General features: G+C 63.1%; 17 protein-coding genes and 3 pseudogenes. 8 read left to right on the plus strand and 12 right to left on the minus strand.

Annotation, left to right across the window (positions count from 1 at the left end; all coding sequences use genetic code 11):
* Nucleotides 1-68 precede the first annotated feature (68 nt).
* Nucleotides 69-1,205, minus strand: coding sequence for an ABC transporter ATP-binding protein (locus NJT13_RS03885; RefSeq protein ID WP_254524176.1), 1,137 nt, complete (start codon nucleotides 1,203-1,205; stop codon nucleotides 69-71).
* 298 nt (nucleotides 1,206-1,503) lie between these two features.
* Between NJT13_RS03885 and NJT13_RS03890 the strand changes: the two genes are divergently transcribed.
* The 4 genes from NJT13_RS03890 (at nucleotide 1,504) to NJT13_RS03905 (ending at nucleotide 5,218) form a co-directional block, all read left to right on the plus strand.
* Entirely contained in the window at nucleotides 1,504-2,721 is a 1,218-nt protein-coding gene (locus NJT13_RS03890) for an extracellular solute-binding protein (RefSeq protein ID WP_254524177.1), read from the plus strand.
* A gap of 26 nt (nucleotides 2,722-2,747) precedes the next feature.
* Nucleotides 2,748-3,782 carry a carbohydrate ABC transporter permease gene (locus tag NJT13_RS03895; protein ID WP_254524179.1) on the plus strand — a complete coding sequence of 345 codons (1,035 nt, stop codon included), beginning with the start codon at nucleotides 2,748-2,750 and terminating at the stop codon, nucleotides 3,780-3,782.
* On the plus strand, nucleotides 3,782-4,684 hold the full coding sequence (locus NJT13_RS03900) for a sugar ABC transporter permease (protein WP_254524180.1): 903 nt from the start codon (nucleotides 3,782-3,784) through the stop codon (nucleotides 4,682-4,684). Before NJT13_RS03895 ends, NJT13_RS03900 begins: the two co-directional genes overlap by 1 nt.
* 162 nt (nucleotides 4,685-4,846) lie before the next feature.
* Nucleotides 4,847-5,218 carry a hypothetical protein gene (locus tag NJT13_RS03905; protein WP_254524182.1) on the plus strand — a complete coding sequence of 124 codons (372 nt, stop codon included), beginning with the start codon at nucleotides 4,847-4,849 and terminating at the stop codon, nucleotides 5,216-5,218.
* A gap of 120 nt (nucleotides 5,219-5,338) precedes the next feature.
* Here the strand turns inward: NJT13_RS03905 and NJT13_RS03910 are convergent, their stop codons facing one another.
* The 9 genes and pseudogenes from NJT13_RS03910 to NJT13_RS03950 all read right to left on the minus strand — a co-directional run.
* Nucleotides 5,339-7,480 (minus strand): alpha-amylase family glycosyl hydrolase, encoded by a 2,142-nt coding sequence (locus NJT13_RS03910; RefSeq protein WP_254524184.1) that lies wholly within the window; start codon nucleotides 7,478-7,480, stop codon nucleotides 5,339-5,341.
* 111 nt (nucleotides 7,481-7,591) lie between these two features.
* A complete protein-coding gene (locus tag NJT13_RS03915; RefSeq protein WP_254524185.1) occupies nucleotides 7,592-8,830 on the minus strand; it encodes a mandelate racemase/muconate lactonizing enzyme family protein in 1,239 nt (412 codons plus the stop codon).
* Nucleotides 8,831-9,004: 174 nt separating this feature from the next.
* Nucleotides 9,005-9,872, minus strand: a pseudogene (locus NJT13_RS03920) (alanine--tRNA ligase-related protein).
* A gap of 72 nt (nucleotides 9,873-9,944) precedes the next feature.
* A complete protein-coding gene (locus NJT13_RS03925) occupies nucleotides 9,945-10,475 on the minus strand; it encodes a helix-turn-helix domain-containing protein (protein WP_254524187.1) in 531 nt (176 codons plus the stop codon).
* Nucleotides 10,476-10,587: 112 nt separating this feature from the next.
* Nucleotides 10,588-11,846 (minus strand): annotated as a pseudogene (locus NJT13_RS03930) (J domain-containing protein).
* 196 nt (nucleotides 11,847-12,042) lie between these two features.
* Nucleotides 12,043-13,329: a DNA polymerase IV gene (dinB, locus tag NJT13_RS03935; RefSeq protein WP_254524191.1), complete on the minus strand. Its 1,287-nt coding sequence runs from the start codon at nucleotides 13,327-13,329 to the stop codon at nucleotides 12,043-12,045.
* A gap of 302 nt (nucleotides 13,330-13,631) precedes the next feature.
* Entirely contained in the window at nucleotides 13,632-13,961 is a 330-nt protein-coding gene (locus tag NJT13_RS03940; protein WP_254524192.1) for a transcription factor S, read from the minus strand.
* Nucleotides 13,962-14,135: 174 nt separating this feature from the next.
* Complete coding sequence (locus tag NJT13_RS03945; RefSeq protein ID WP_254524193.1) at nucleotides 14,136-14,660, minus strand: DUF8135 domain-containing protein; 525 nt, start codon at nucleotides 14,658-14,660, stop codon at nucleotides 14,136-14,138.
* 134 nt (nucleotides 14,661-14,794) lie between these two features.
* Nucleotides 14,795-15,158, minus strand: a pseudogene (locus tag NJT13_RS03950) (RAD55 family ATPase); the annotation flags it as partial.
* A 252-nt stretch (nucleotides 15,159-15,410) separates the two neighbouring features.
* On the opposite strand from NJT13_RS03950, the gene NJT13_RS03955 reads away from it, so the two are divergent.
* Together NJT13_RS03955 and NJT13_RS03960 are read left to right on the plus strand one after the other, a co-directional pair.
* Nucleotides 15,411-16,070, plus strand: coding sequence for a helix-turn-helix domain-containing protein (locus NJT13_RS03955; RefSeq protein WP_254524195.1), 660 nt, complete (start codon nucleotides 15,411-15,413; stop codon nucleotides 16,068-16,070).
* A 90-nt stretch (nucleotides 16,071-16,160) separates the two neighbouring features.
* The gene (locus tag NJT13_RS03960) at nucleotides 16,161-16,565 is read left to right on the plus strand and encodes a DUF7344 domain-containing protein (RefSeq protein ID WP_254524197.1); all 405 of its coding nucleotides are present in this window, start codon (nucleotides 16,161-16,163) and stop codon (nucleotides 16,563-16,565) included.
* A 39-nt stretch (nucleotides 16,566-16,604) separates the two neighbouring features.
* Here NJT13_RS03960 and NJT13_RS03965 read toward each other — a convergent pair whose 3' ends face one another.
* Both NJT13_RS03965 and NJT13_RS03970 read right to left on the minus strand, forming a co-directional pair.
* Complete coding sequence (locus tag NJT13_RS03965) at nucleotides 16,605-17,621, minus strand: beta-ribofuranosylaminobenzene 5'-phosphate synthase family protein (protein WP_254524199.1); 1,017 nt, start codon at nucleotides 17,619-17,621, stop codon at nucleotides 16,605-16,607.
* A gap of 76 nt (nucleotides 17,622-17,697) precedes the next feature.
* Nucleotides 17,698-19,038, minus strand: coding sequence for an alpha-amylase domain-containing protein (locus tag NJT13_RS03970; protein WP_254524202.1), 1,341 nt, complete (start codon nucleotides 19,036-19,038; stop codon nucleotides 17,698-17,700).
* 584 nt (nucleotides 19,039-19,622) lie between these two features.
* Between NJT13_RS03970 and NJT13_RS03975 the strand changes: the two genes are divergently transcribed.
* Both NJT13_RS03975 and ilvD read left to right on the plus strand, forming a co-directional pair.
* On the plus strand, nucleotides 19,623-20,213 hold the full coding sequence (locus tag NJT13_RS03975; protein WP_254525377.1) for a glycosyltransferase family 2 protein: 591 nt from the start codon (nucleotides 19,623-19,625) through the stop codon (nucleotides 20,211-20,213).
* 81 nt (nucleotides 20,214-20,294) lie between these two features.
* Nucleotides 20,295-22,022: a dihydroxy-acid dehydratase gene (gene ilvD, locus NJT13_RS03980; protein WP_254524203.1), complete on the plus strand. Its 1,728-nt coding sequence runs from the start codon at nucleotides 20,295-20,297 to the stop codon at nucleotides 22,020-22,022.
* Nucleotides 22,023-22,112 lie beyond the last annotated feature (90 nt).

A 22,112-nucleotide genomic window follows, 5' to 3' on the forward strand; every position in this document is an offset into this window, starting at 1 on the left:
CCGCGCGAGCAGAAGAGGTTCGAGACCCGCAGTACTGTTTCTGATCCGTTCCGATCCCCGTCCGCGGTTCAGGAGGTGACGGCTGGGGCGTCACGTGTGCTGGCGAAGACGTTACGGCCAGTTTCGGAATCGAACAGGTGGATATCGGCTTCGTCGAAGGTGATCGTCACTCGATCGCCCGGTGCGAGGTCCGCGTCCGAGTCGACACGAGCGATGAACTCGTTGTTCACGTCGAGATGGAGGAAGTTGTCGGAGCCGACGGGTTCGACCACGTCGACCGTCGCCGTTATCGCGTTCGCCGTCCCGTTGCTCGCCAGTTCGACATCCTCCGGTCTGACTCCGAGCGTATACCGACTCGAGTCGAGTGCGTCCTTGCGGTTGTCGATGTAGGACGTCGAGAGGGAGAATTCGAATGCGCCGTCGGCACCCGTGAGGTGCACTCGGGAGCCGGTCGATTCGACCCCGACGTCGACGAAGTTCATCGACGGTGATCCGATGAAGCCGCCGACGAACTCGTTGACGGGATTTTTGTAGACCTCGGTCGGTCGACCCTGCTGTTGCAGCTCGCCGCCGTCGAGAACGACGATTCGATCGCCCATCGTCATCGCCTCGTGTTGATCGTGCGTCACGTAGACGGCCGTGATCTCGAGTTCGTTCTGGAGACGCTGGATCTCCGCGCGCATGCTCGTTCGGAGTTTGGCGTCGAGGTTGCTGAGCGGTTCGTCGAACAGGAACAGATCCGGCTCCCTGACGATCGCGCGCCCGAGCGCGACGCGCTGTTTCTGGCCACCGGAGAGTTCGTCCGGCTTGTCTTCGAGCAGGTCCTCGATGTCCATCATCTCGGCCGTTTCGACGACCCGCCGTTCCCGTTCCGTCTCGCCCATGTCGGTACTCATCCGGAGCCCGAATTCCATGTTCTCGAAAACCGTCTTGTGGGGATACAGCGCGTAGTTCTGGAACACCATCGCGACGTCCCGGTTTTTCGCGTGGACGTCCGTGACGTCCTCGCCGCCGATCTGAATGCTCCCGGACGTCGGTTGCTCGAGCCCGGATAACATCCGAAGCGTCGTCGTCTTCCCACAGCCGGACGGTCCAACGACGGTGACGAACTCGCCATTTTCGATCTCGAGGTCGAGGTCGTCGACGGCAACGACCGACCCGGTGTCGTATTCCTTCCGTAGCGATTCGACCGTTACTCGTGCCATTTCCCTGTTCTTTCGATGAGGGGGCGTAAAACCTTTTCCCAAAAATCCGAATTTGAGAAGTAAAATTACACCAAATATATTGGAGAGCAGTTTCTAGTATTTCTAATGACACTTGCGCAGGGTAATGAGGCGACAGCTAGCGAAATTCCAAACCGACGTAGTCGTAGACGGAACGTAGACTTTTTCGAAAACGGACGATATAGGCCAATTGAGCTCTTATGACGCCGTTTCAGTCTGATCGAGTGAATCACCACCCCAACAATTAAATATATGAAGATATTATTCATCACTGTTTGCTATGACAGCGAATCGCAGGAACGTACTAACGGGGATAGGAGGGGTCGCAACGCTTTCGGTCGCTGGGTGTCTCGGCGAAACGCTCGGCGGCGGCGGCGAACAGGAGACGGTACTCTGGAATCAGTTTACCGAAGGAGAACAGAAAACCCTCGATAAGCACCTCGAGACGTTCAACGAGGGTCGAGACGACAAGATGCATTCCGAGAACCTCTCGGATGTCAAAAAGCAACTAAAGACGGCAATTCCGGCGGGGGACGGTCCCCACACCTTCCCGTGGGCACATGACCGTATCGGCAAGTACGAAAGTCAGGATTTCGTGTACAACGCGAAAGACGATGTCGAAGTTGACCTCGCGGGAACGTATACCGAAAACGCCGCGTCCGCAGTGCAATGGAACGACGGTGTCTACGGACTTCCCTACGCATCCGAGACAGTGTCGCTCATGTACAATCCCGAACTCGTCGAGCAGCCACCAGAAACGCTCTCGGAGATGGTCGCTATCATGGAGGACCACCACGACCCCGAAAACAGCAAGTGGGGGCTCTCATGTCCGCCGAAAACGGCGTACTTCGTCAGCGCGTTTTTGCAAGCATTCGGCGGAAAGATCTACGACGAGGAGAGTCGCGATGTCGGGATCGAAGACGACGCGTTCATTGAAGGGATCGAACTGCTTCAGAATTCCATCTGGCCGTACGTCGCGGAGGCGACGAAATATGCGGAGCAAATGCCGCCGTTCGCCGACGGCAACGCACCGTTTGCAATCAACGGGCCGTGGCAACTAAGCGGCTTCCGTGACAGCGGTGTCGACGCGACTGTTGCGCCGCTTCCCGATATCGAAGGCGGCAGTCCGAACCCCTACACGGGCGTGCAGACGTGGTACTTTACGTCCCAGCTCAACGGCGCAAGTGACGCATCGCTCAACACGACCGTCGAGTGGGCCGAGTGGTATACGACTAACGAAGACGTCATCCTGGGCAATGCCCAGGAGCATGGCCTGATCCCCGTTCACAAGGACTACACCGAGTCCGACGAACTCGGCGACGACGTTGCAACGTTTGCTAAGACAGTCGCGATGGGAACACCGATGCCATCCGATCCACGCATCGACACCGTGTGGACGCCGTTAGAGAGCGGACTTCAGCAGATATTCAACGGGCAGAAAGAACCCGATAAAGCGATGTCGGCGGCTGCCGACGAGATTCGTAGCCGTTGGGAATAATTAACTGCACCTGAAACGAATACTTTATGTCAACATCATCGTTCTTCAGACGCGTGTCCGACCACGGGCAGCAGCTGCTTCCCGATCGCACGGAGGATTCCGATCTATTCGGCCTCTTACTCGTGTTACCCGGGTTCGTTCTCTTCTTTGCGTTCATGCTGTTCCCGATCACGTTCCTCGTCTACCTATCGCTGACGGACGCGACTCACGCGGGCACGGTTATTGGTGGCGGTTCGGACCTGATCGGCCTCAAAAATTACATCAAACTCTATTCAGATCCGAACTTCTGGAATTCGTTCGCGATCACCTGGTTGTTCGTCGCGGTGAGTCTAGTGGTCAAGATCGCACTCTCGCTTGGACTTGCAATGGTCTTGACGCACGCTCGAGTGGTAGGCAAACGCTTCATGCGAGCGGCAGTCATAATTCCGATGGGGTTTCCGACGATATTCACGATCACCGTCTGGAGTGGCCTGTTCAGCTCTGCTCGTTACGGTCCGCTGAACCAGTTTGTCGACTACTACAATAGCGCCATCAACGGCCTGGTCGGTGTCATCGATACCATCATCGTCTTCACGACGATATCCGCACCGGAGGTATTACTCGTCGACGTCCCGGTCGCATGGCTATCTGGAAGATGGAGCGCGTTCTTCGCGTATATCTCGACGGAAGTCTGGTTAGCGTATCCCTTCATGGTGATCATAATCGTGAGCGCACTTCAAGACGTCCCGGCGCAGTTGCACGATGCGGCGAAGGTCGACGGTGCCGGGTATCTCCACCGGTTCCGCCACGTTACGCTCCCGTCGATTAAACGCCCGGTTCTATTCGGCGCGATCCTGACCGCAGCAACATCGTTTCAGCAGTTCCTTATTCCGTGGATCTTCAACGAGGGCGGTCCCGCTCGTCAGAACGAACTCCTCCTCGTATACGGGTACCGTGAAGCGACCAAATTTAGCGAGTACGCGTTCGGTTCCGCAATCATGGTGACCGCCATCGCGTTCATCGGTCTGTTCATGTGGCTCGCGGTAAAGAAAGGAGACCTCGCCGAAGGGGTGAACGCATAATGACGTCATCCGAATCAGAATTGCAAGCCGACCAACAGGTCAGTAGTTACGCTCGAGATCCGATCGACACCGCCAAGACGGTTGCTGGAACTGGCGGTGCGATTGGCATTCTGGTAATCCTGATGTTCCCGGTCTACTGGGTCGTCACAGCGTCGCTCTCGCAGGGATCTGGTCTCATGAGCTCCGAAGGAGTATTCGCCGATCCATCGACCTACAATCTCGATGCGTACCGGTGGGTGATCTTCGAATCTGCATTTCGAGATGCGCTGGTCAACAGCCTGGTCGTCGTCATCGTAACGGTCAGCGTGTCGATGTCGGTCGTTATCCCCGGTGCGTACGCGCTCTCGCGGCGGAACTTTATCGGTCGCGAGAAAATCCTCTACGGGTACGTCCTGTTTACGCAGGTCGGTGCCGGCCTTTCGATCGCGACGTTGATCGCCCTGTATGCGCTCTTCGTCAATCTCGGGTTGAACAACAACCTCCTCGTGCTTGGACTGTTTTACGCGGCGAGTGCGATTCCGTTCAACACGTGGCTGCTCAAGACCTTCATGGACAATATCCCCGTTTCCTACGAGGAAGCGGCTATCGTCGACGGTGCAGGCCGATGGGACGTTATCCGCGAAGTGATTTTGCCGCTGTCGAAACCCGGAATCGCCGTCGTTCTGGTCTTTACTTTCCTGGCAGGATGGAACGAGTTCATTATCGCGCAGACGTTGCTCAGTCCGGAAAATTACACGCTATCGGTCGAGCTATACTCTCTCACAACTGGCGGACGGTTCGAGACGCCATGGACGCAGTTCTCGGCGTTTGCGATATTGTTTGCCCTGCCCGTTGCGTTGATTTACTTCTTCGCCCAGAGCTACGTCGAGAGCGGCCTCTCCTTCGGCGGTATGGAGGGGTAAGTCAGTAGCTCTTCTGACGCCCGTCATCACATCTGAATACGTGCGAGCTCAAGCTCAGACGACGGATGATAGGCCGGCACAAATAGAAAAGTTGCCTGCCGTTCTGATCTCGACGGAGAAAGCATATATCGTCGCGCTCGCAACTCTCGACAATCACCGAGAATGTCCGAGCACGGGGAATCCGAGCCACTATCCGAGCGCGTCCTCTGTCCGAACTGTCCGGCGGACTATCCGGCCCCCTTTTCGAGTCGCCACATCACCTGCCGACGCTGCGGAACCGAATTCGTCGCGCCGGACGAGGCCCGAGAGACGTGGACCGAAACCCAGGGCGAATGGAGCGACTCAACCGACGAGAGGGAGGCGGAAGCGACGTCAACCTCGCCGGCCACCGTAATCGTCAACCAGTTTCCGACAATCGCCCTCGGTCTCAACGCGCTCGCGGTCTTGCTGTGGGTTTCCGGGACCGTCTCGTTCGAACTCGCCGTACTGACCATCTTGCTCGTCACGAGCGCGATCGTCACCGACCAGCACTGATTCGGTTTCGGCAGTGACACTCAGGTTTCGCGGAGGTTCACCGAAAGGATCGCTACCGGTACCGGTACTGGGAGTCGCGGTTCCCGTTCGGGGTAGCGCCGGCGGCACTGCGTGAGGCCGTCACCGACATTCGACGACGACCGCGGTGTCGACTGAAAGTGACCGGCCCTCGATTTCGCCGTCTTCGTCGTAGACGGACCCGCCGGTCAGGAGGTCTGTTCCATCGACGGGGTCTCCCAATCGGACCGTCGCCGCCCCGTCACCGAAGTGAAGCGCGACCACGACGCGACAGCCACTCTCGGGGTCGGCTCGAGCGAACGCGACCGCGCCGTCGGTGTCCGCGTCGTACTCGATCCGCTCGAGTTCGGCGCCGGCTTGCAACGCGGGATGTGACGTCCGGAGGTCGATCAATCGCCGGTAGTACTCGAGCAGATCCTCGTCGAACGCGCCCCAGTTCATCGGATCGCGCCGCCCCGTCACGCCGGTTTCCTGGCCGTAGTAGAGCATCGGCAAACCGGGGAGGGTGAACGTCGCGCCAGCGGCCGCCCGTTGTGCGTCGCGGCCGTATTCGGCGAGATACCGGTCCGTGTCGTGGTTCTCGACGTACAGCAGCCACTGCGAGGCCGGATGCGCGCCTCGACGCCGCCGTTCGTCGACCGCGTCGAGAATCGCCTCGGCGGTCGTCGTGTCCAGCTCCGCCGCGGAATCGGTAAACTCGTCCGCGACCGCGTCCTCCTGCGGTTCGGTCGCGTCCGTCACCGACGGCGACTCCGACGCACCGTCTCCGGCGCCCGATTCGCCGAGTTCCTCGAGCGTGTCGTGGAGAACGTCGTCGTGGTGCACGTGGAATCGCCCGCCGCCCATTTCGACGTCCGAGGGGAGCGTCTCGTCCAGCAGGAAAAACTCGCTTTTCGTCCCCGTCAGCCGCTCTGCGACCTCCGTCCAGAAGGAAAGGGGGACGCCCCAGGCGACGTCGGCCCGGAAGCCGTCGACCGTGTCGGCCCAGAAGTCGACGACCGAGAGCAGGTACTCCCTCACCGCCGGATTGGCGTAATTCAGATTCGGAATGCCGTCCCAGCCGAAGTAGGTGTCCGCGTCTCGCTCGTCGAAGTCCTCCCAGCGATACCAGTCGCGGTACCGCTCGTGGTCCGGATGCGTCTCGTCGACGGCGGCCTCGAAGAAGGGATGCGTCTCCGACGTATGGTTGATCACGAGGTCGAAGACGACCCTGATGTCCCGGTCGTGGCACGCGTCGACCAGCGCCTCGAAATCCGACATCGATCCGAGGTCCGGATCGACGCTGAAGTAATCGGTCGTGTTGTATCCGTGGGGGCCACCGAACGCCATCGGCGTCCCGAATCCGCTCTCCGCGTCGAGAAACGGCGATAGCCAGAGGACGTCGATCCCGAGGTCTTCGAGGTGATCGAGTCGCTCCGCAATCGTCTCGAACGTGGGTGCGTCCTGATCGGGGAACCGGCGCGTGAAGATTTCGTAGACGATCGCGTCGACTGCCCACTCAGGGGGTTCGAAGGGGCGTTCGACGGTGACGCTTCCGTCTTCCGTCTCGTCGCCGTCGGGAACCAACTCGATCGCGTCGGGGACGGAGTGGCGCTCGGCCACTGCGACGGCGTAGACGCGGACCGGTTCGTCGATCGCGCTGACCGGAATCGTCGCATCGGTCGCACTCGTGCCGTCCGTCTCGTTCGTGCCGGCTTCCTCGAGCGCGACATCGTTCCGATCGTCGACGTAGAACTCGACCGTGGGATCGCCGTCGCCGACGACGGTCGCGGTCGTCGAGAGGTGAACCGTCCCCTCCTCGACCGTCGCGTCGAGTTCGACCTGCGGTCGCGGCTCGTCGTCGTCCGCCTCCGGAAACGCGCGAACCGTCACGTCGTGCGTTCCGTCAGGTGCCTCGAGCGCGAGCGCGTACTCGCCAGAAACGTCCGGTTCGAACGCCGCGACGGGGCCGTCGGTCGGTGTCGCGTTCGATCCGTCGGGCGACTCGAGGACGTGCCAGGCGTACGTCCCTTCGCCGTCCGGATTCCACGGTGCGAGGTCGTCGCGCGTCTCCATTTCGTTCCCGTTCGGGTCGACGATTCCCTCGCCGACGGTGACGAACCGCGGCGGACCGGGATGGTGGGAGCCGTCCCCGCTCTCGGACTCGGTGTCAGGCCCCGGGTCGCCGCCGTCCGCGAGAATACGTCGGCGGTCGAAGCTCATCGTCCGATCCGATGGAGGCGGCGTCTCGGTTCGTCGATCCATAGCGCACCTTCTTCGCATGAGGGTAAATGTGTGGTGAAATAGGTAACCACGATTCCCGTCACCCGTACCCTCCGCCGTCGAGCGCCGCGATCAACCGCTTTTCTGGGGGGCTTACGCCTCGTCGAACAGCTCTTCGCCGTCGACCATGTGCTCCTCGACGGCGTCCATATCGAGGGTGACGCCGAGCCCGGGCTCCTCCGGAACCTCGATATAGCCGCCCTCGATGACGTCTTCCTCGACTATGTCCTCCCACCAGCCGAGTTCGTAGGAGTGGTACTCGACGGCCAAGGCGTTCGATATCGCCGCCCCGACGTGAACGCTGCCCATCGTCGCCACGGGCGAGGCGACGTTGTGCATCGCGACCGGCACGTAGTACATGTCGGCGAGGTCCGCGATCTTGGCCGTCTCGCGCATGCCGCCGACCTTCGGCATGTCCGGCGCGATGATGTCGACCGCCTGCTCCTCGACCAGGCGACGTTGACCGTGCTTTCGGTAGACGTTCTCGCCGACGGTGATCGGCGTCGTCGTCGACTGCGTGACCTCGCGCTGGACGTCGTGGTTCTCCGGCGGCACCGGGTCCTCGAGCCACCAGACGTCGTACTCCTCGAGTCGCTTCGCGAGTCGCTTCGCGCTGCCGCCGGAGAACGTCCAGTGACAGTCGAAGGCGACGTCGGCCCTCGAGCCGACACGCTCGGTGATGGCTTCGACGATCGACGCCTTGTGTTCGATTTCGGGCCCGCGGAGGTGTCGGTTCGCACGGTCCTTCTCGTGACCGCTTGGCACGTCCAGGTCGAACTTCAGAGCGTCGTAGCCCAGGTCCTCGACGACGCGTTCGGCCTCGTCGGCGCAGGCGATCGGGTCGGCCTCCTCCTCGGTGTGGCAGTCGCAGTAGACGCGAACCTCGTCCCGGTACTTGCCGCCGAGGAGCTGGTAAGCCGGCACGTCGAGGATCTTTCCCGCGAGGTCGTGGAGCGCGACTTCGATGCCCGAAATCGCTGTGACCGTGACGCCGCCGATCGACCCCTCGCCGGACATCTTCTGGACGAGGTGTTCGGTCAGTCGGTCGATGTCGAGCGGATTTTCGCCCCGAAGGAACGGTGTCATCCGTTCGATCAGTTCCGGCGCACCGGCCCCCCAGTAGGCTTCGCCGGTCCCGACGAGTCCCGCGTCCGTGTAGATCCGGACGAGCGTCCACGGGAAGTTTCCGTCGACCATCGTGGTCTGAATATCGGTGATCTCGACGTCCCGTCCGCCGCCGCGCTCGCGGGTGACTCCCATCGTCTCCGCGGAGAGATCCCGCATCGTGTATTCGGCGTTCGGATCGTGCAGTTGTGAATAGTCGATCCCCATGACAATTCATTCACTCTCATCATAGTAATAGTTTTCACCTTTCCTAGGCAAGTCCCGTTCCTCGCCGGTCGGCGACGTCTACGAGAGAGACGACAGTGATCGGCAGAGACATCGCCAAAAGCCTGCAAAGGCCTCTCGGGAGCCGGATGACGCTACTGCGAAAGAAGCGGACGGTCAGACGCGCCGGAGTTCGTCCGGCACGTCGTCGATTTCCGAATCGAGCGCCGCCGTCGCCGCGAACGCGGCCCGTTTCTCCGCCGTCCGACGGTTGATCGCCTGGGGGCCGACGGCGAATTCGATCCGACACACGCCCTCGCTGGGCCTCGAGCGTGCGAGAACGGTGACGGGACCGACCTCGCGAGTGTTCCGCACGTGCGTCCCACCGCAGGCCGTTATGTCCCACGGATCTGCCGAGCCGGCCGTCCCCGAGAGGCCGCTTCCGGCCGGCCTGTCGTTCTCGTCCTCGATCGTGACGATACGGACGCGTCCCCGTTGGACGGCTGCGTCGTGGAGACGCGCATCGAACGTGATCGATTCGCGCTCGCGTGCCTCCGCGATCGGAACGTCGTCCCACAAGACCGCCGTGACTCCCAGATAACCCGATTGACCGTTTCGTCCAGTTCGATCAGGGTTTCGTCGTCGAGGGTCGCGCTCGTTTCGAGGTCGACGGAGACCGTCTCCGGCCCGATTTCGAGCCCGGCAACTGCCGGACCGTCCAGCAGTCTCTGGGCCGCCCCGGCGAGAACGTGACTGGTGGTGTGGGCCCCATACAGTACATTCGAAACGACCAGTCGACCGAACACAGTACCCTGTGGCCCGGACGAAACGATGGCTCGACGGCGAGGCGGTGGACCGGTTCGCCGTCGATCAGTTCGACGTCGACGACGTCGATATCGCCGATGGTCCCGCGATCGGCCGGCTGTCCGCCGCTCGCACCGTAAAAGTGACTGCGCTCGAGCCAGACCCGTCTGCCGTCGATCGACGTCACTTCGGTTTCGAACCGCGTGGCGTATGGCTCCGCTGCCGCCCGTTGCCCGGTCATCGGTTCGAGTCTGTCGGGAGCCATTAAAAGTCTGCTCGCCGAGAACGTCACGAGCCGTGAAAGAAACGTCCGCTATTCGGAGAGCGTCACGTCGAGTCGCTCTTCGAGCGCCTCGATCAGGCCGCCGCCGATGCCGGCTTGCGTCGCACGGCCCTGTTCGACCGCGAGGATGTCGGTTTCGGGAGCGCCGAGATCGTCGGCAAGTTCCTCGCGCTTGAGTCCGGCGTCCTGGCGGGCCTCGACGAGGGTCTCGCCGTACTCCGAGACGAGATACGGCAGCGGATCCTCGTCGTAGTTTGTTCCCTCGTTTTCCCAGTGTTCGGAATCGCCGTCCCAGATCGGATTCGCCTTGGCAACGTTCTGGGCCGCCTTCTGTTTTCGACTCGGCTCGTCCGTGGTGCCACCGCTCGAGTCCTGCCCGCTCCGATTCCGGTTCCGATCCTGACCGTGCGTTTTCGAATCGTCGTGTGGTGCACAGTCCGGGCAAACCTCGAGTTCGGCGCCGGCGACCGACGCGAGTCTGAGCGAATCGCTCTCGGTTCCGCAGAGTTCGCAGTTCGTCCCGCCGCCACCGCCGGACGAACCGGTCGAGTATTTGGCCATGCGACACTTTGGCATCTGCGCCATTTCAACTAATCGGTAGCGTCGATGGTGCAGATACGCTGAACTCGCCGCCGTCCGCCATCGAGGAATCGGTTCGTCGCGTTCGAACGAATTATCGCCCGAAGCGTTTCCTGATGGTCGCCCGCAAGGGGAGCGCCAACCCGCCGACCAGCGGGAGTATCACGAACGCGGTGAGATCGAGCGGGAGCGACGCGGTACCGGCCGCAGCAGCACCGAACCCGGCGAACGGCGCGAGGACCGGCACGACGTACAGGTACGACGGCTTCCAGCCGGGGAGCCGCCTCGTGTGCCGGATTACGACGCCGAACAGGAACGGCATGAGGAACGCCCCGCGAGCAACGGGCCACCGACGAGCGTCGTCGTCGCTGCCAGAGCGAGCGCGACGACGATCGTCTCGTTGATCGTCACCGGCCCCCACGTCCGCTCGCGGCGGACGGCTCGAGTGGCGAGTACGGCGAGCAGCGTGAGTGCCACGACACCCACCATCGAGCCGTACCAGACCGCCGTCTCGACGGGCGGCGCCACGACGTCGAGGCCCCGTACGTACGCCGTCGGCGTCTCGAGTCCGCCACGGCCCTCCGAGAGCAGCGCCCAGATCCCGGACGGATAGACACCCACCGCGGTGATATCGTCCCATATCGCTCCGAGCGCGGCTCGGTTTTCCAGTCCGAAGTGGCCGATCCCGGCCGCATACACGACCACCGACAGCCAGATCAACGGCAGTGAAACGTTCTGGCGCTGCCACCAGCGGACGATCGGACTGTTCGTCCCCGCGCTCGATCGAGCTTCCGAGCGCGTCCCGGTCCCGCTCGACCGGCCGGTCTCGCGAACCGTCCCGCCGTCCGAGCCGGTCGCCCGACCGGCCGACTCCGAGCCGGGTCCACTGGCGGTCCCGGCTCCGGGACTCGTACTCGATCGGGTCGAACCAGTCGCTTCGGTCGCGCCGGCCCCGGCCGATGCCCCGCCGGCACCCCCGTTCACCGCCGATCCGCCCGCGTTCGTCGCGGAGGCCCGTCGACTCGAGGTCGACGAACCGGCCGTCGCAGCACCTGCCGACGACGATGCGGACGCGGACGTCGCCTCGGTTTCCGAATAGTGCAGTTCGGTCCCGCTCGAGCCCGATTCGGCGGAATCGGTATCGTCGGTTCGCCAGCCGTCGGGCGACGGGAGACCGCTGGTCCGTTTCGCGACGTAGTCTTCGTGTCCCAGCCGGTCGTACGCCTGGCGTTCGACCGGGTCGCCGAGGATGTCGTAGGCCGTCTTGACCGCGGTGAACTGAGCCTGCGCGCGGTCGTCGTCGTTCAAATCCGGATGGTAGACGCGGACCTGGTCACGATAGGCGTCTTTGATCTCGTCCTAGAACGCGTCGGACGGAATCTCGAGTAGGTCGTAGAAATCCTCTGTCATGTGAACGTAGAGACGATGTAATCTGCTTCGGGGATAGGTGGGTTGAATGGGCGATTTCGGTGACTGTTCAAATCGATTTGGATATAGTCGTCGCTCGAGGTACGTGGGTATTTCGGCCGTCGGTCGTTTCGAACCGCTCTCAGGAGAAATCCGTGAGCGACGACTGGCCGGTCGACCGATCACCGCAAGCCGGGTCCGGATCGTCGGGCGACCCATTCCGATCGTCCTCGGCCGAGTCTTCGGCCGTCTTCGTCCCGCCAGCGGCGTCGTCTCCTTCCCAGCTCTCGAGGCTGACCTGGTCCGTGGCGGCGAACTCGAGGTTCGCCACTCGGACGCCGAGTTTGCGAACCGGGTCGGCCTCGAACTCCGTGAACAGGTCGCGAGCGATACGATCGACCAGTTCGGGATCGTCGATCGGCCCGGGAAGCGACCGTTCGCGCGTGTTGACGTCGTACGGCGGCGTGACGGCCTTGACGCCGATCGTCCTGTACAGCGCGCCCTCGCGGCGTGCGCGGTCGGCGACGGCCGACGCGAGCGTCTCGATCTGTTCGTATTTCGGGGCCGGCGCGTCGACCGGTTCGGCGAACGCGGATTCCCGGGAGAAACTCTTGGGATCGCCTTTCGGTTCGACCCGTCGGTCGTCTTCGCCGCGCGCACGGTCGGAGAGTTCCCGTCCGCGCTCGCCGAAGCGCTCAACCAACGGTTCCCGGTCGGCCGCCGCGACGTCGCCCGCGGTCTCGAGGCCCATGTCCCGAAGTTCGCGTGCCGTCACCGGTCCGACGCCGTGGAGCAGGTCGACCTCGAGCGGGGCGAGAAACGCTCGTACCTCGCCGGGTTCGACGACGGTGAGGCCGTCGGGTTTGTCGAAGTCGCTGGCGATTTTGGCGGCGGACATCGATGGCGCGACGCCGACGCTGACCGTCACGCCGACCTCTCGACGGATGCGGTCTTTGATGTGGCGCGCGAAGCCGTCCGCGACCTCCCAGGCGGTTCGGTCGGTCACGTCGAGGTAGGCCTCGTCGATGCTCACTTCGCGAACGACGTCGGCACAGTCGTGGAGGATCTCCCGAACGTCGGCCGCGACCGATTCGTAGTAGTTCATGTCGACGGGCCGGTAGTAGCCGGTCTCCGCGTCGTCGACCGCGCCGGTTTCGCCGTCCGCGCGTCGGGGGAGCCGCTCGAGCGCCGTCGAGATGGCCTGGGCGCTCTCGACGCCGAATTCGCGGGCTTCGTAGCTGGCGGTGGCGACCGCGCCGATCGAGTCGCCTTCCTCGTAGCCCATTCCGACGACGACCGGTTCGCCGCGAAGGTCGGGCTCGCGAAGCCGCTCGCAGGCGGCGTAGAAGCAATCGGCGTCGACGTGACAGACGATTCGGTCATCCTCGTCTTCGCCCTCGACGCCCGGGAGCCGCGGCCCATCGGACATGCGTCTACCGGTCGATTCGTCCGGACCGACGTGAACGTTGCGCCCGCCGTGTCGTCCCAGGCGTTCCTCTTCTTCCGTCCGGAATCGCGCGATGGTACCGGATCGTGGAGAACGCTCGGCAGACTCCGCTACTGTTTTGCGATCGGGTCCCGATTCCCTCCGTCGGCTCCGGAAACGGCCGGTCGACGCGGACTCGAGGTCTAGAAGAGACACGACCCGTATCGGGCAGTCGACGGTGGCGCTTCGGTGTCCGATCGTTCCCAGTTGGGTGTAATCCGGTTTGGCGAGCGGTCCGCTCGAGCTCAGTTGTACTCCCGCCAGCGGTGGCCGCACTCGGTGCACTTGAAAAAGCGCGTCGGCGGTTCGTCGGCGGAGGCGGTCTGTTTGAGGGTGTACCACGCCTCTTGATTCCCACACTCGTCGCAGACGACGTCGGTCGCCTTCGGTTTCCCCTCGAAATTCGCGTTCTCGTCGGACTCGATGACGTCGTCGTCGGTCTGTGATTCCGTCGTGACGAACGCGTCTTCCCGTTCGCGGTCCCGCTCGCTCGAGGCCCCGCATTCGTCGTTCGTACAGACCATGCGATCGCCCTGCGCTTTCATCATCGAACCGCATTCGTCGCAAAACTGCATGCCGACTGGCTACGTACTCGAGACGCAAAAATACACCACTCCCGGCTGCGGGAACAGGCGTGCAGTTCGGGCGCGTCTCCACCTCTCCGATCGACTCGAGCCGTCCCCACGCGTCTCGCGGTCGCGGCGAGCGAATCCCCCGTGTCTCTCCGATCGGTTCTGGAGGTGTCCGCCTCAGGAGTCCTCGAGCACCGTGTCTTCGAGGACGAACGGGCAGTTCGTAACCCGAAACGTCCGCACGGTCGGAACGGCGAGGATTTCCGTCCCCTCCCGCGTGCACGCGACCTCGGGGGGCTCGGCGAAGTAGTCGCAGTCCTGGCAGTAGGCCCGTTTTTCGATTTCGCGGACGTCCCGTTCGACCGGTCGCATCTCCTCGCCGGGATCGATCGGGTCGTCGGTTTCGAGGTGCTCCCAGAGACGATCGCCGTCTATCTCGGCGACATCCTGGCGGTCGAACAGATCGTCGAAGTCGGGCGAACTCGACCTCGAGCGACCGGCGTCCGCTCGCTCGGCGACGGTCGCAGCGAGATCCTCGAGCGGCTTGGGTCGATCGGCCGCCTCGGAGTCCACATCGGTACCGGTGGCGCCCGGCAGGTCTCGGTCGGAATCGGACGTGAGTTCGGTTTCGGCCGCATCCGGATCGCTCTCGGTTTCGCTCACGTCCCGATCTGTTTCGTCCCGACCGCCCCGATCGATCATCGAGTGTCACCGCCGTCATCGGCGGCTCGCTGAGAATCGTCCCGGCCGGAGACGGAGCGTTCGGCGTCGTTCTCGACGGCCTCGAAGACGTCGTCGGAGGCCGGCTCCGCCGCGCGTGCGACGCCTCCCTCGAGCGTCGGAACCGGCGTGAGCTGAAAGTACTCCTCGGCGAGTTCGACGAACGAGACGTCGGTCATCCCCGCAGCGACGAATTCGTCGTCCATGACGAACTCCATTTCGCTGACGACGGCGCTTCGTTCGTCCGTAAACGACACGTAGTGGACGGCGTCGGGGACGGTCACCGTCCTCTAGGTCACCGTAGTAGAGGTCGAACAGGTCGGGATCGCCCTCGACGAGTCCGTTCATCGCCGCACTCGTATAACAGAACTCGCGCGCACCGGCGCCGGATTCACCCGCGAGGAGGACGACGCTGCCGACGGGTGCACCGCCGCCGATCGTTCGATCGAGCCGCGAGATTCCGAGCGGCATCCGCTCCATACGCTTCCGTTCGGACGAATCGGCATACCTGTTGTGGCGGAACGGAGCGGCGTCGACACCGAACGGTGAGTTCGCACGTCGCCGTCACTCCGTGCACCTCTGTGACCGAAAATACGGACGAAATGCCGTCGAAACCTGTCGTCGGTCCGTTCAATCGCGTTCGTCAGGAAACGGGGTCCCGTCATTCCCGTTCGAATGACGGTGACAGGGATCGCCCCGTTTACCGAAGACGCTCGAACCCGTACAGTACCCATGGCTATCATCGCCGAAATCTCCATCGAGGGCGACGAGTTTCTCCTTGGGCAGATCATCGCCGAGTACCCTGGTCTCACGGTCGAGATAGAGCGCGTCGTCCCCGCCGCGAAGCGTGTCATGCCGTACATCTGGGGGTACGGAACGGATCTGCAGTCGTTCGAAACAGCCATGGAAGAGAGTCCAAACGTCGAATCGATCACCGTCCTCGACGAGTACGAGGATCGAGCCCTGTACCGGATCGAGTGGGAGGACCCCGCTGAACAGCTGATCACCGGCATCGCACAGACCAACGCGACGATCCTCAAGGCACACAGCGACGACGAGTGGCTCTTTCGAATCCGGTTCGAAGATCACGCGGGACTGGCGCAGTTCAACAGGTACTGTTCCGAAAACGGGATCTCATACCGGCTCAACCGCGTCTCCTCGCTGGCGGAGACCAACTTGCAGGGAAACGCGTACGATCTGACGGACGCGCAGTACGAAGCCCTCTCGCTCGCCGTGGAGCGAGGCTACTTCAAGGTCCCGCGCGAGGTCGAATACGAGGAACTCGCGGCGGAACTCGGCGTGTCGGTGCAGGCGTTCTCCGAACGGGTTCGCCGCGGTGCTGATAAGGTGCTCCAGAACGTTTTCCTCCACCCCGGATCGAGAAACCCTTAAGACGACACTCAGGGAGTCCATTACTACCGATATAAAGGCCATGAGCAGTCCTGAGCGCAGGCTTTGACGGTCACCTCCCACCGATCACGTATGGTACGCCAGTCCCGCCTCGAGCAGATCGAGAGTCCCGAATTTCTCGATTCGCTGTACGCGATTCTCGCCGACTCGACCAGACGCTCCCTGCTTCGCTATCTGACGAGCCATCCGAAACCGGTGACCATCGACCGACTGGCGAGCGAACTCGCCGCGATCGAACACGGTATACCGGTCGAAACCGTCACGAGCGATCAACGGCGCGAGATCGCACTGCGGTTGCAACACGTCGACGTACCAGCGTTGGACGACGCAGGCGTTGTCTCGTGGTCTCGGGAGACCCAACAGATCGAGCACACTCCGCTCTGGGAGACGGTCCAGACGACGATGCCCGCTCTCGGCGAGTTGCTCGAGTCGTCGCTGATCGACCCGTCCGGAGCCACCGGAAAAGACGCATCGTAGTTATCCACGCACCCCGACGAACGGACACGACTCCGCCGGTCAGATTGGCTTCCCCTCACGCGCCACGTTCTCTCCTCGCGCACCATCGCCACTCACGCGCGCCCCGGACGCGGCCGGTTCCGTGAGAACGACTCGACCGTCGAGTCCGTGGTCGGCGAGCGCATCGCGAGCACTGGCTTCGGCTTCGTCGGCGTGAGCCGCGTCGGTCACGCCGTACACGACCGGTCCCCAGGACGACTGGCCGATCCCGGAGAGGACCGGGCAATCCTCGAGCGTTTCGACGAGTTTCCCCGCGGGCGGCCGGAAGACGCCGCCCTGGGCCTCGGCGTACCAGGCGCCGTTCTTGCGGCCGATTTCGGCGATCGCGTTCCCGAACGCCTCGAGTCGGCCCGCGGCGGCGGCCGGCAAGAGTTTGCGGGTTACGACGCCGGCGATTTCGTCGGCCACGGCGGGATCGGCACGGTCGACCACGGCGCGCATGCTCGCATCCTCGTCGTCGCCGCTCCGGCCGGGTTCCACGTCGGGGACGACGACGAGAAACCGCCACTCCGTCGGCAGATCGTGGCGGGCGACGACCGGTGGTACCGTCCAGTCGCCCTCCGCGGGTGGCTCCGTGGTGAATCGATTCGTCGGGTGCCCGGCGTCGACGACGAACCCGCCACGTTCGAACGTCGCGACGCCGACGCCGCTGCGCCCGCCGCGACCGATCGCCGGTGCGAGGTCCCGCACTCGAGCGCGGCGACCGTGTGCGCGTGCCGTCGCAGCGAGGACGGCGAGCGCGAGTTGCGTTCCGCTTCCGAGACCCACGTGACGCGGGAGGGACTCCTCGAGCGCGATCGCAACGCCGGAGACGTCGAGGACGTCGACGGCGCGGGTCGCGTACTCCCGAACCAGCGGATCGTCGGCGGTGACGGTGGTGGCCGGTTCGGCGGTAACGGTGACCCGCGGCGCTGTGAGACCGACGCCGATTCCACCGTAGAGTCGCTCTCGAGCGAGCGACAGGTTCTGAAAGCCGACGTGGAGTCGCGCACCAGCGCTGACAGTGGCGGTCGCCATATCGCCGCGTAAGGGGTGGGCCATCAAGGGAATTTCGACGGTGGCAACGGGAAGAGGGCCCGGTCACATCGCGCGCTCAGTACGGCGCGTAGAACACCCAGTCTTCGGGCGGGACCCAGATTTCGACCCAGCCGTCGCCGTTGACGGTGACGTCGGCGCCGGTCCCGCTGTAGTCTTTCAGCGTCTCGTTTCGCCACGTCGTGTACACCCACTCGCCGCGCCACTCGTCGGCGTCGTTGTTCAAGCCGACGAGCAAATTGGAGTCCCGTTCGTAGATTCCGAGATCGGCGTCCGCGTACCGCCAGTAGGTCGTCCCACCGGCGAGATTTTTCTTGACCCACACCATGTTCGTGATCGCGTCGTCGTCGAGGAGTTCGTCCGGATAGAGATTGTAGACCATCGGCGTCCCTTCGATCGTGAGGACGTGGGCGTGTGCGAGATGATACTGTGGCGGCGCGCTCTCGTCGTGGTTCTGGACGAACGGCCAGGAGTGCCAGGGATCCTGCGCCGTGACGCCTGCACCCTCGAGACGACGCATATCGCCGTAGTCGAAGACGTCCTGGAGAACCCAGTACAGCGGATAGTCGAGCGCGTTCATCCCGGTCTCGATGTAATTCTGAACGTACTCGACGCTGCCGTCCAACACTTCCCCCAGCCGGTTCATGTCGAACTCCTCCGCCCACACGTTGGCGTAGCGCTCCCAGTACTCGGGTTCGACGTGTTTGGCCGCATCGTACCGATAGCCGTCCGCGCCGAAGTCCGCGATCTTCTTCATGTAACTGCGCAACTGTTCGCGGACGTACGGGGCCGTGTCCGCGTGTCCGTGGGCCGCCAGTTGTGCGAGGTCTTTCAACCCGAGGAGGTCGCCGTGTTTGACCTGGTGTTCGTCGTCCCAGTCGTCGATGGAACCGACGTGAGTGTGAAAGTGTTCCTCGTCGAACTGTGGAAAGTCGTACCCGCGTTTCGCGGCCATGTGATTCATCACGCAGTCCACGTACACCTCGAGGTCGTGTTCGTGAGCGGTGTCGATGAGACAGCGCAGGTCCGCTTCGGTGCCGAACTCGCTGTCGAACGAGCGGAAGTCGATCGGCTGGTAGCCAAGCGGCGGATCGTTCCGGCCGTCTCGATCGTCCCACGAGAGGGCGCTTTCCTGTGGCGCCTGGATCCAGATGCCGTCGTATCCCCGATCTGCGACAGTCGAGAGATTCTCCGTGATCGTCGGCCACGTCTCGTGAAAGTACTGGAAAAACACGAACTCGCCGGAGCCGGCGGCCGCCGAGGAGACGTCCGTGTCCGCCGAACCGACTCCCGCTCCCGTAAGGGAGAGTCCGGCCACCGTTGCCCCCCGAACGAGAGCGCGTCTGCCGATCGAGCTGTGTGTTTCGTTCCGATCTGATTGATTGCTATCATCAACCATATAGTGATGATGAACTATTTCCGCACACATATATCTAATTATTATTGCAGCTGAAATCATGATACAGGCCGATATGTACTACCGCCAGATTGCGGTCGAATTAACGTTCGGTGAACTGCAGAGAGACGAGTGACAGCAGAGAAACCGATCGAGGTCGACGGAATCACCTCTCGCGGTCACATCGAAGCGAACTGTGAAATTCCGTCGTCGGTCGGGTGCACGAATTCCGACGCGTTTCGACGACGCGTCTCGATGTTGTCGCGCATGGCGGCGATACCGACTGGTGACGGAAGACCGAACCGAATAGTCGCTGACGCGAAAAGCGTGAGTACTCGCGGCGGTTTCTCCGACCATCGTCGACGAGAGAAGCGGTCACTACCACAGCAGCCGTCGATGGACGGGACCGGAGATACGAGCGATCTGATCCGGGCACAGCGGTTATATTGCTCGGACCGACAGTCGACGATGATGCCGAACGTGGACGTCTCGGTCGTCGTCCCCGCTCGAGCGGAGGGACGCCGACTCGACGAACGCTCGATTCGCTTACAGCCCAGCGCTTCGATGGGCGCCTCGAGGTCGTCGTCGTGGTGAGCGGCCGGACCACGGAGCGAGTGGCCCGAGCGAATCCGGTCGTCGACAGAGTCTGTGTGGACGAACAGCGGACGGGTCCCGGACCGGCCAGAAACATGGGAGCCAGCGAAGCCGGCGGTGAAATATTGCTGTTCACCGACGCCGATACGGTCGTTCCGGCGACGTGGGTTCGGCGTCACCGGCGTCATTACACCACCCCGTCAGTCCGCGGCGTCGGCGGGCCGCTGCGACCGCTCGAGGACGGGCTTCGACACCGGGCGTGCTTTCACGTCCTCTCCGACTGGTGGTATCGGGCGTGCTGGCCGGTCGGCTTCGTCCAGCAACCGGGCCCGAACTGTAGCGTGCGCCGGACGGCATTCGAGCGGATCGGCGGGTTCGACGAATCGTTGCGGTTCCTCGAGGACACCGACCTTTCGCTTCGATTGCACCGCGACGGAACCGTCGTCGACGACCACACCTGCCCCGTCGCCACGTCGACCCGCCGCCAGCAACGCGTCGGCTACGGACGACTCTTCGCGACGTATCTCCTCGGCTACCTCGAGTACGCACTGCCCGGGCGCTCGCCGTCGAAACCCTACTTTTGACGGATCGATTTCGAAGCGCGACCCACACGATCGATTGACCGAGAAGGGGTGACTTATATCCTTTCGAAGTAACATCGGACCATGAGCAGCGACAGCGAGTTCGACTACGGAAAAGACGAGCGGTTGCGGAGCCGCGAAGTGACCGAAGGTCCCGACAAGGCCCCGCACAGAGCGATGTTCCGTGCGATGGGGTTCGACGACGAGGACTTCGGGGCACCGATGATCGGCGTGCCGAACCCGGCGGCCGACATCACGCCGTGTAACGTTCACCTGGACGACGTCGCCGAATCCGCGCTCGAGGGGGTCGACGAGTCCGGCGGCATGCCGATCGAGTTCGGCACGATCACCATCTCCGACGCCATCTCGATGGGAACGGAGGGAATGAAAGCGTCGCTGATTTCTCGAGAACTCATCGCCGATTCCGTCGAACTGGTCTCGTTCGGCGAACGGATGGACGGACTGGTCACCATCGGCGGCTGTGACAAGAACATGCCCGGCATGATGATGGCCTCTATCCGGACGGACCTCCCCAGCGTCTTCTGTTACGGCGGTTCCATCATGCCCGGCGAACACGAGGGTCGGGAAATCACCGTCCAGAACATCTTCGAGGGCGTCGGTGCCGTCGCGGACGGGGAGATGACGGGCGAGGAACTCGACGAGATGGAACGGAACGCCTGTCCAGGTGCCGGATCCTGTGGCGGCATGTTCACCGCCAACACGATGGCCTCGATTTCGGAAGCGATCGGATTCGCACCGCTCGGAAGCGCCAGTCCGCCCGCGGAGGACGAATCGCGCTACGCGGTCGCTCGCGAGGCGGGCGAACTCGCCGTCGAAGCCGTCCAGGAGCAGCGCAAACCCTCCGACTTCCTGAGCAAGGAATCGTTCGAAAACGCCATCGCGCTCCAGGTCGCGATCGGCGGCTCGACCAACGCCGTTTTGCACCTGCTGGCGATGGCCGCCGAAGCCGGCGTCGACCTCTCGATCGAAGAGTTCGACGAGATCAGCCGACGGACCCCGAAGATCGCCGATCTCCAACCCGGCGGGACGCGGGTCATGCAGGACCTCCACGAGGTCGGCGGGGTCCCGGTGGTCCTGAACGCCCTCTACGAGGCGGATCTACTCCACGGCGACGCGCGTACGGTCACGGGTAACTCGATCGGTGCGGAACTCGAGCGACTCGACCCACCGTCGATCGAGGAACTCGACGCGGACTTCCTCTACACCGTCGACGAGCCCAAAAACGAGCAGGGCGCCATCCGCATTCTGACCGGGAACCTCGCGCCCGACGGTGCCGTCCTCAAGGTTACCGGCGACGACGACCTCCATCACGAAGGCCCCGTCCGCGTCTTCGAGGAAGAGGAAAACGCCATGGAATACGTCCAAGAGGGACGCGTCGAGAGCGGCGACGTCATCGTCATCAGAAACGAGGGCCCGCAGGGCGGCCCCGGGATGCGCGAGATGTTAGGCGTCACGAGCGCGGTCGCCGGCCAGGGTCACGCCGAAGACGTCGCGCTCATCACCGACGGTCGGTTCTCCGGCGCCACGAGGGGATTCTCGATCGGCCACGTCGCCCCCGAAGCGTTCGCAGGCGGTCCCATCGGCCTCATCGAAGACGGCGATGTGGTTACCATCGACATCCAAGAGCGCACTCTCGAGGTGGACGTCGACGATGACGAACTCGAGGCCCGACGCGCGGACTGGGAACAGCCGGAACCCAACTACCGGAACGGCGTCCTGGCAAAATTCGGCCGCGACTTCGGGTCGGCTGCGAACGGTGCGGTGACCAACCCCGGCGTCACCGACGAGTAAACGCGCGTACGCGCACCGATTACGGTTCGGTCTGTCGATACGTCGTTCCCGATCCACAAGCGTTCCCTTCGATTTCCTGCACGAATCTTT

The organism is Natrinema caseinilyticum (genome assembly GCF_024227435.1).
GTDB classification, from domain to species: Archaea; Halobacteriota; Halobacteria; order Halobacteriales; family Natrialbaceae; genus Natrinema; species Natrinema caseinilyticum.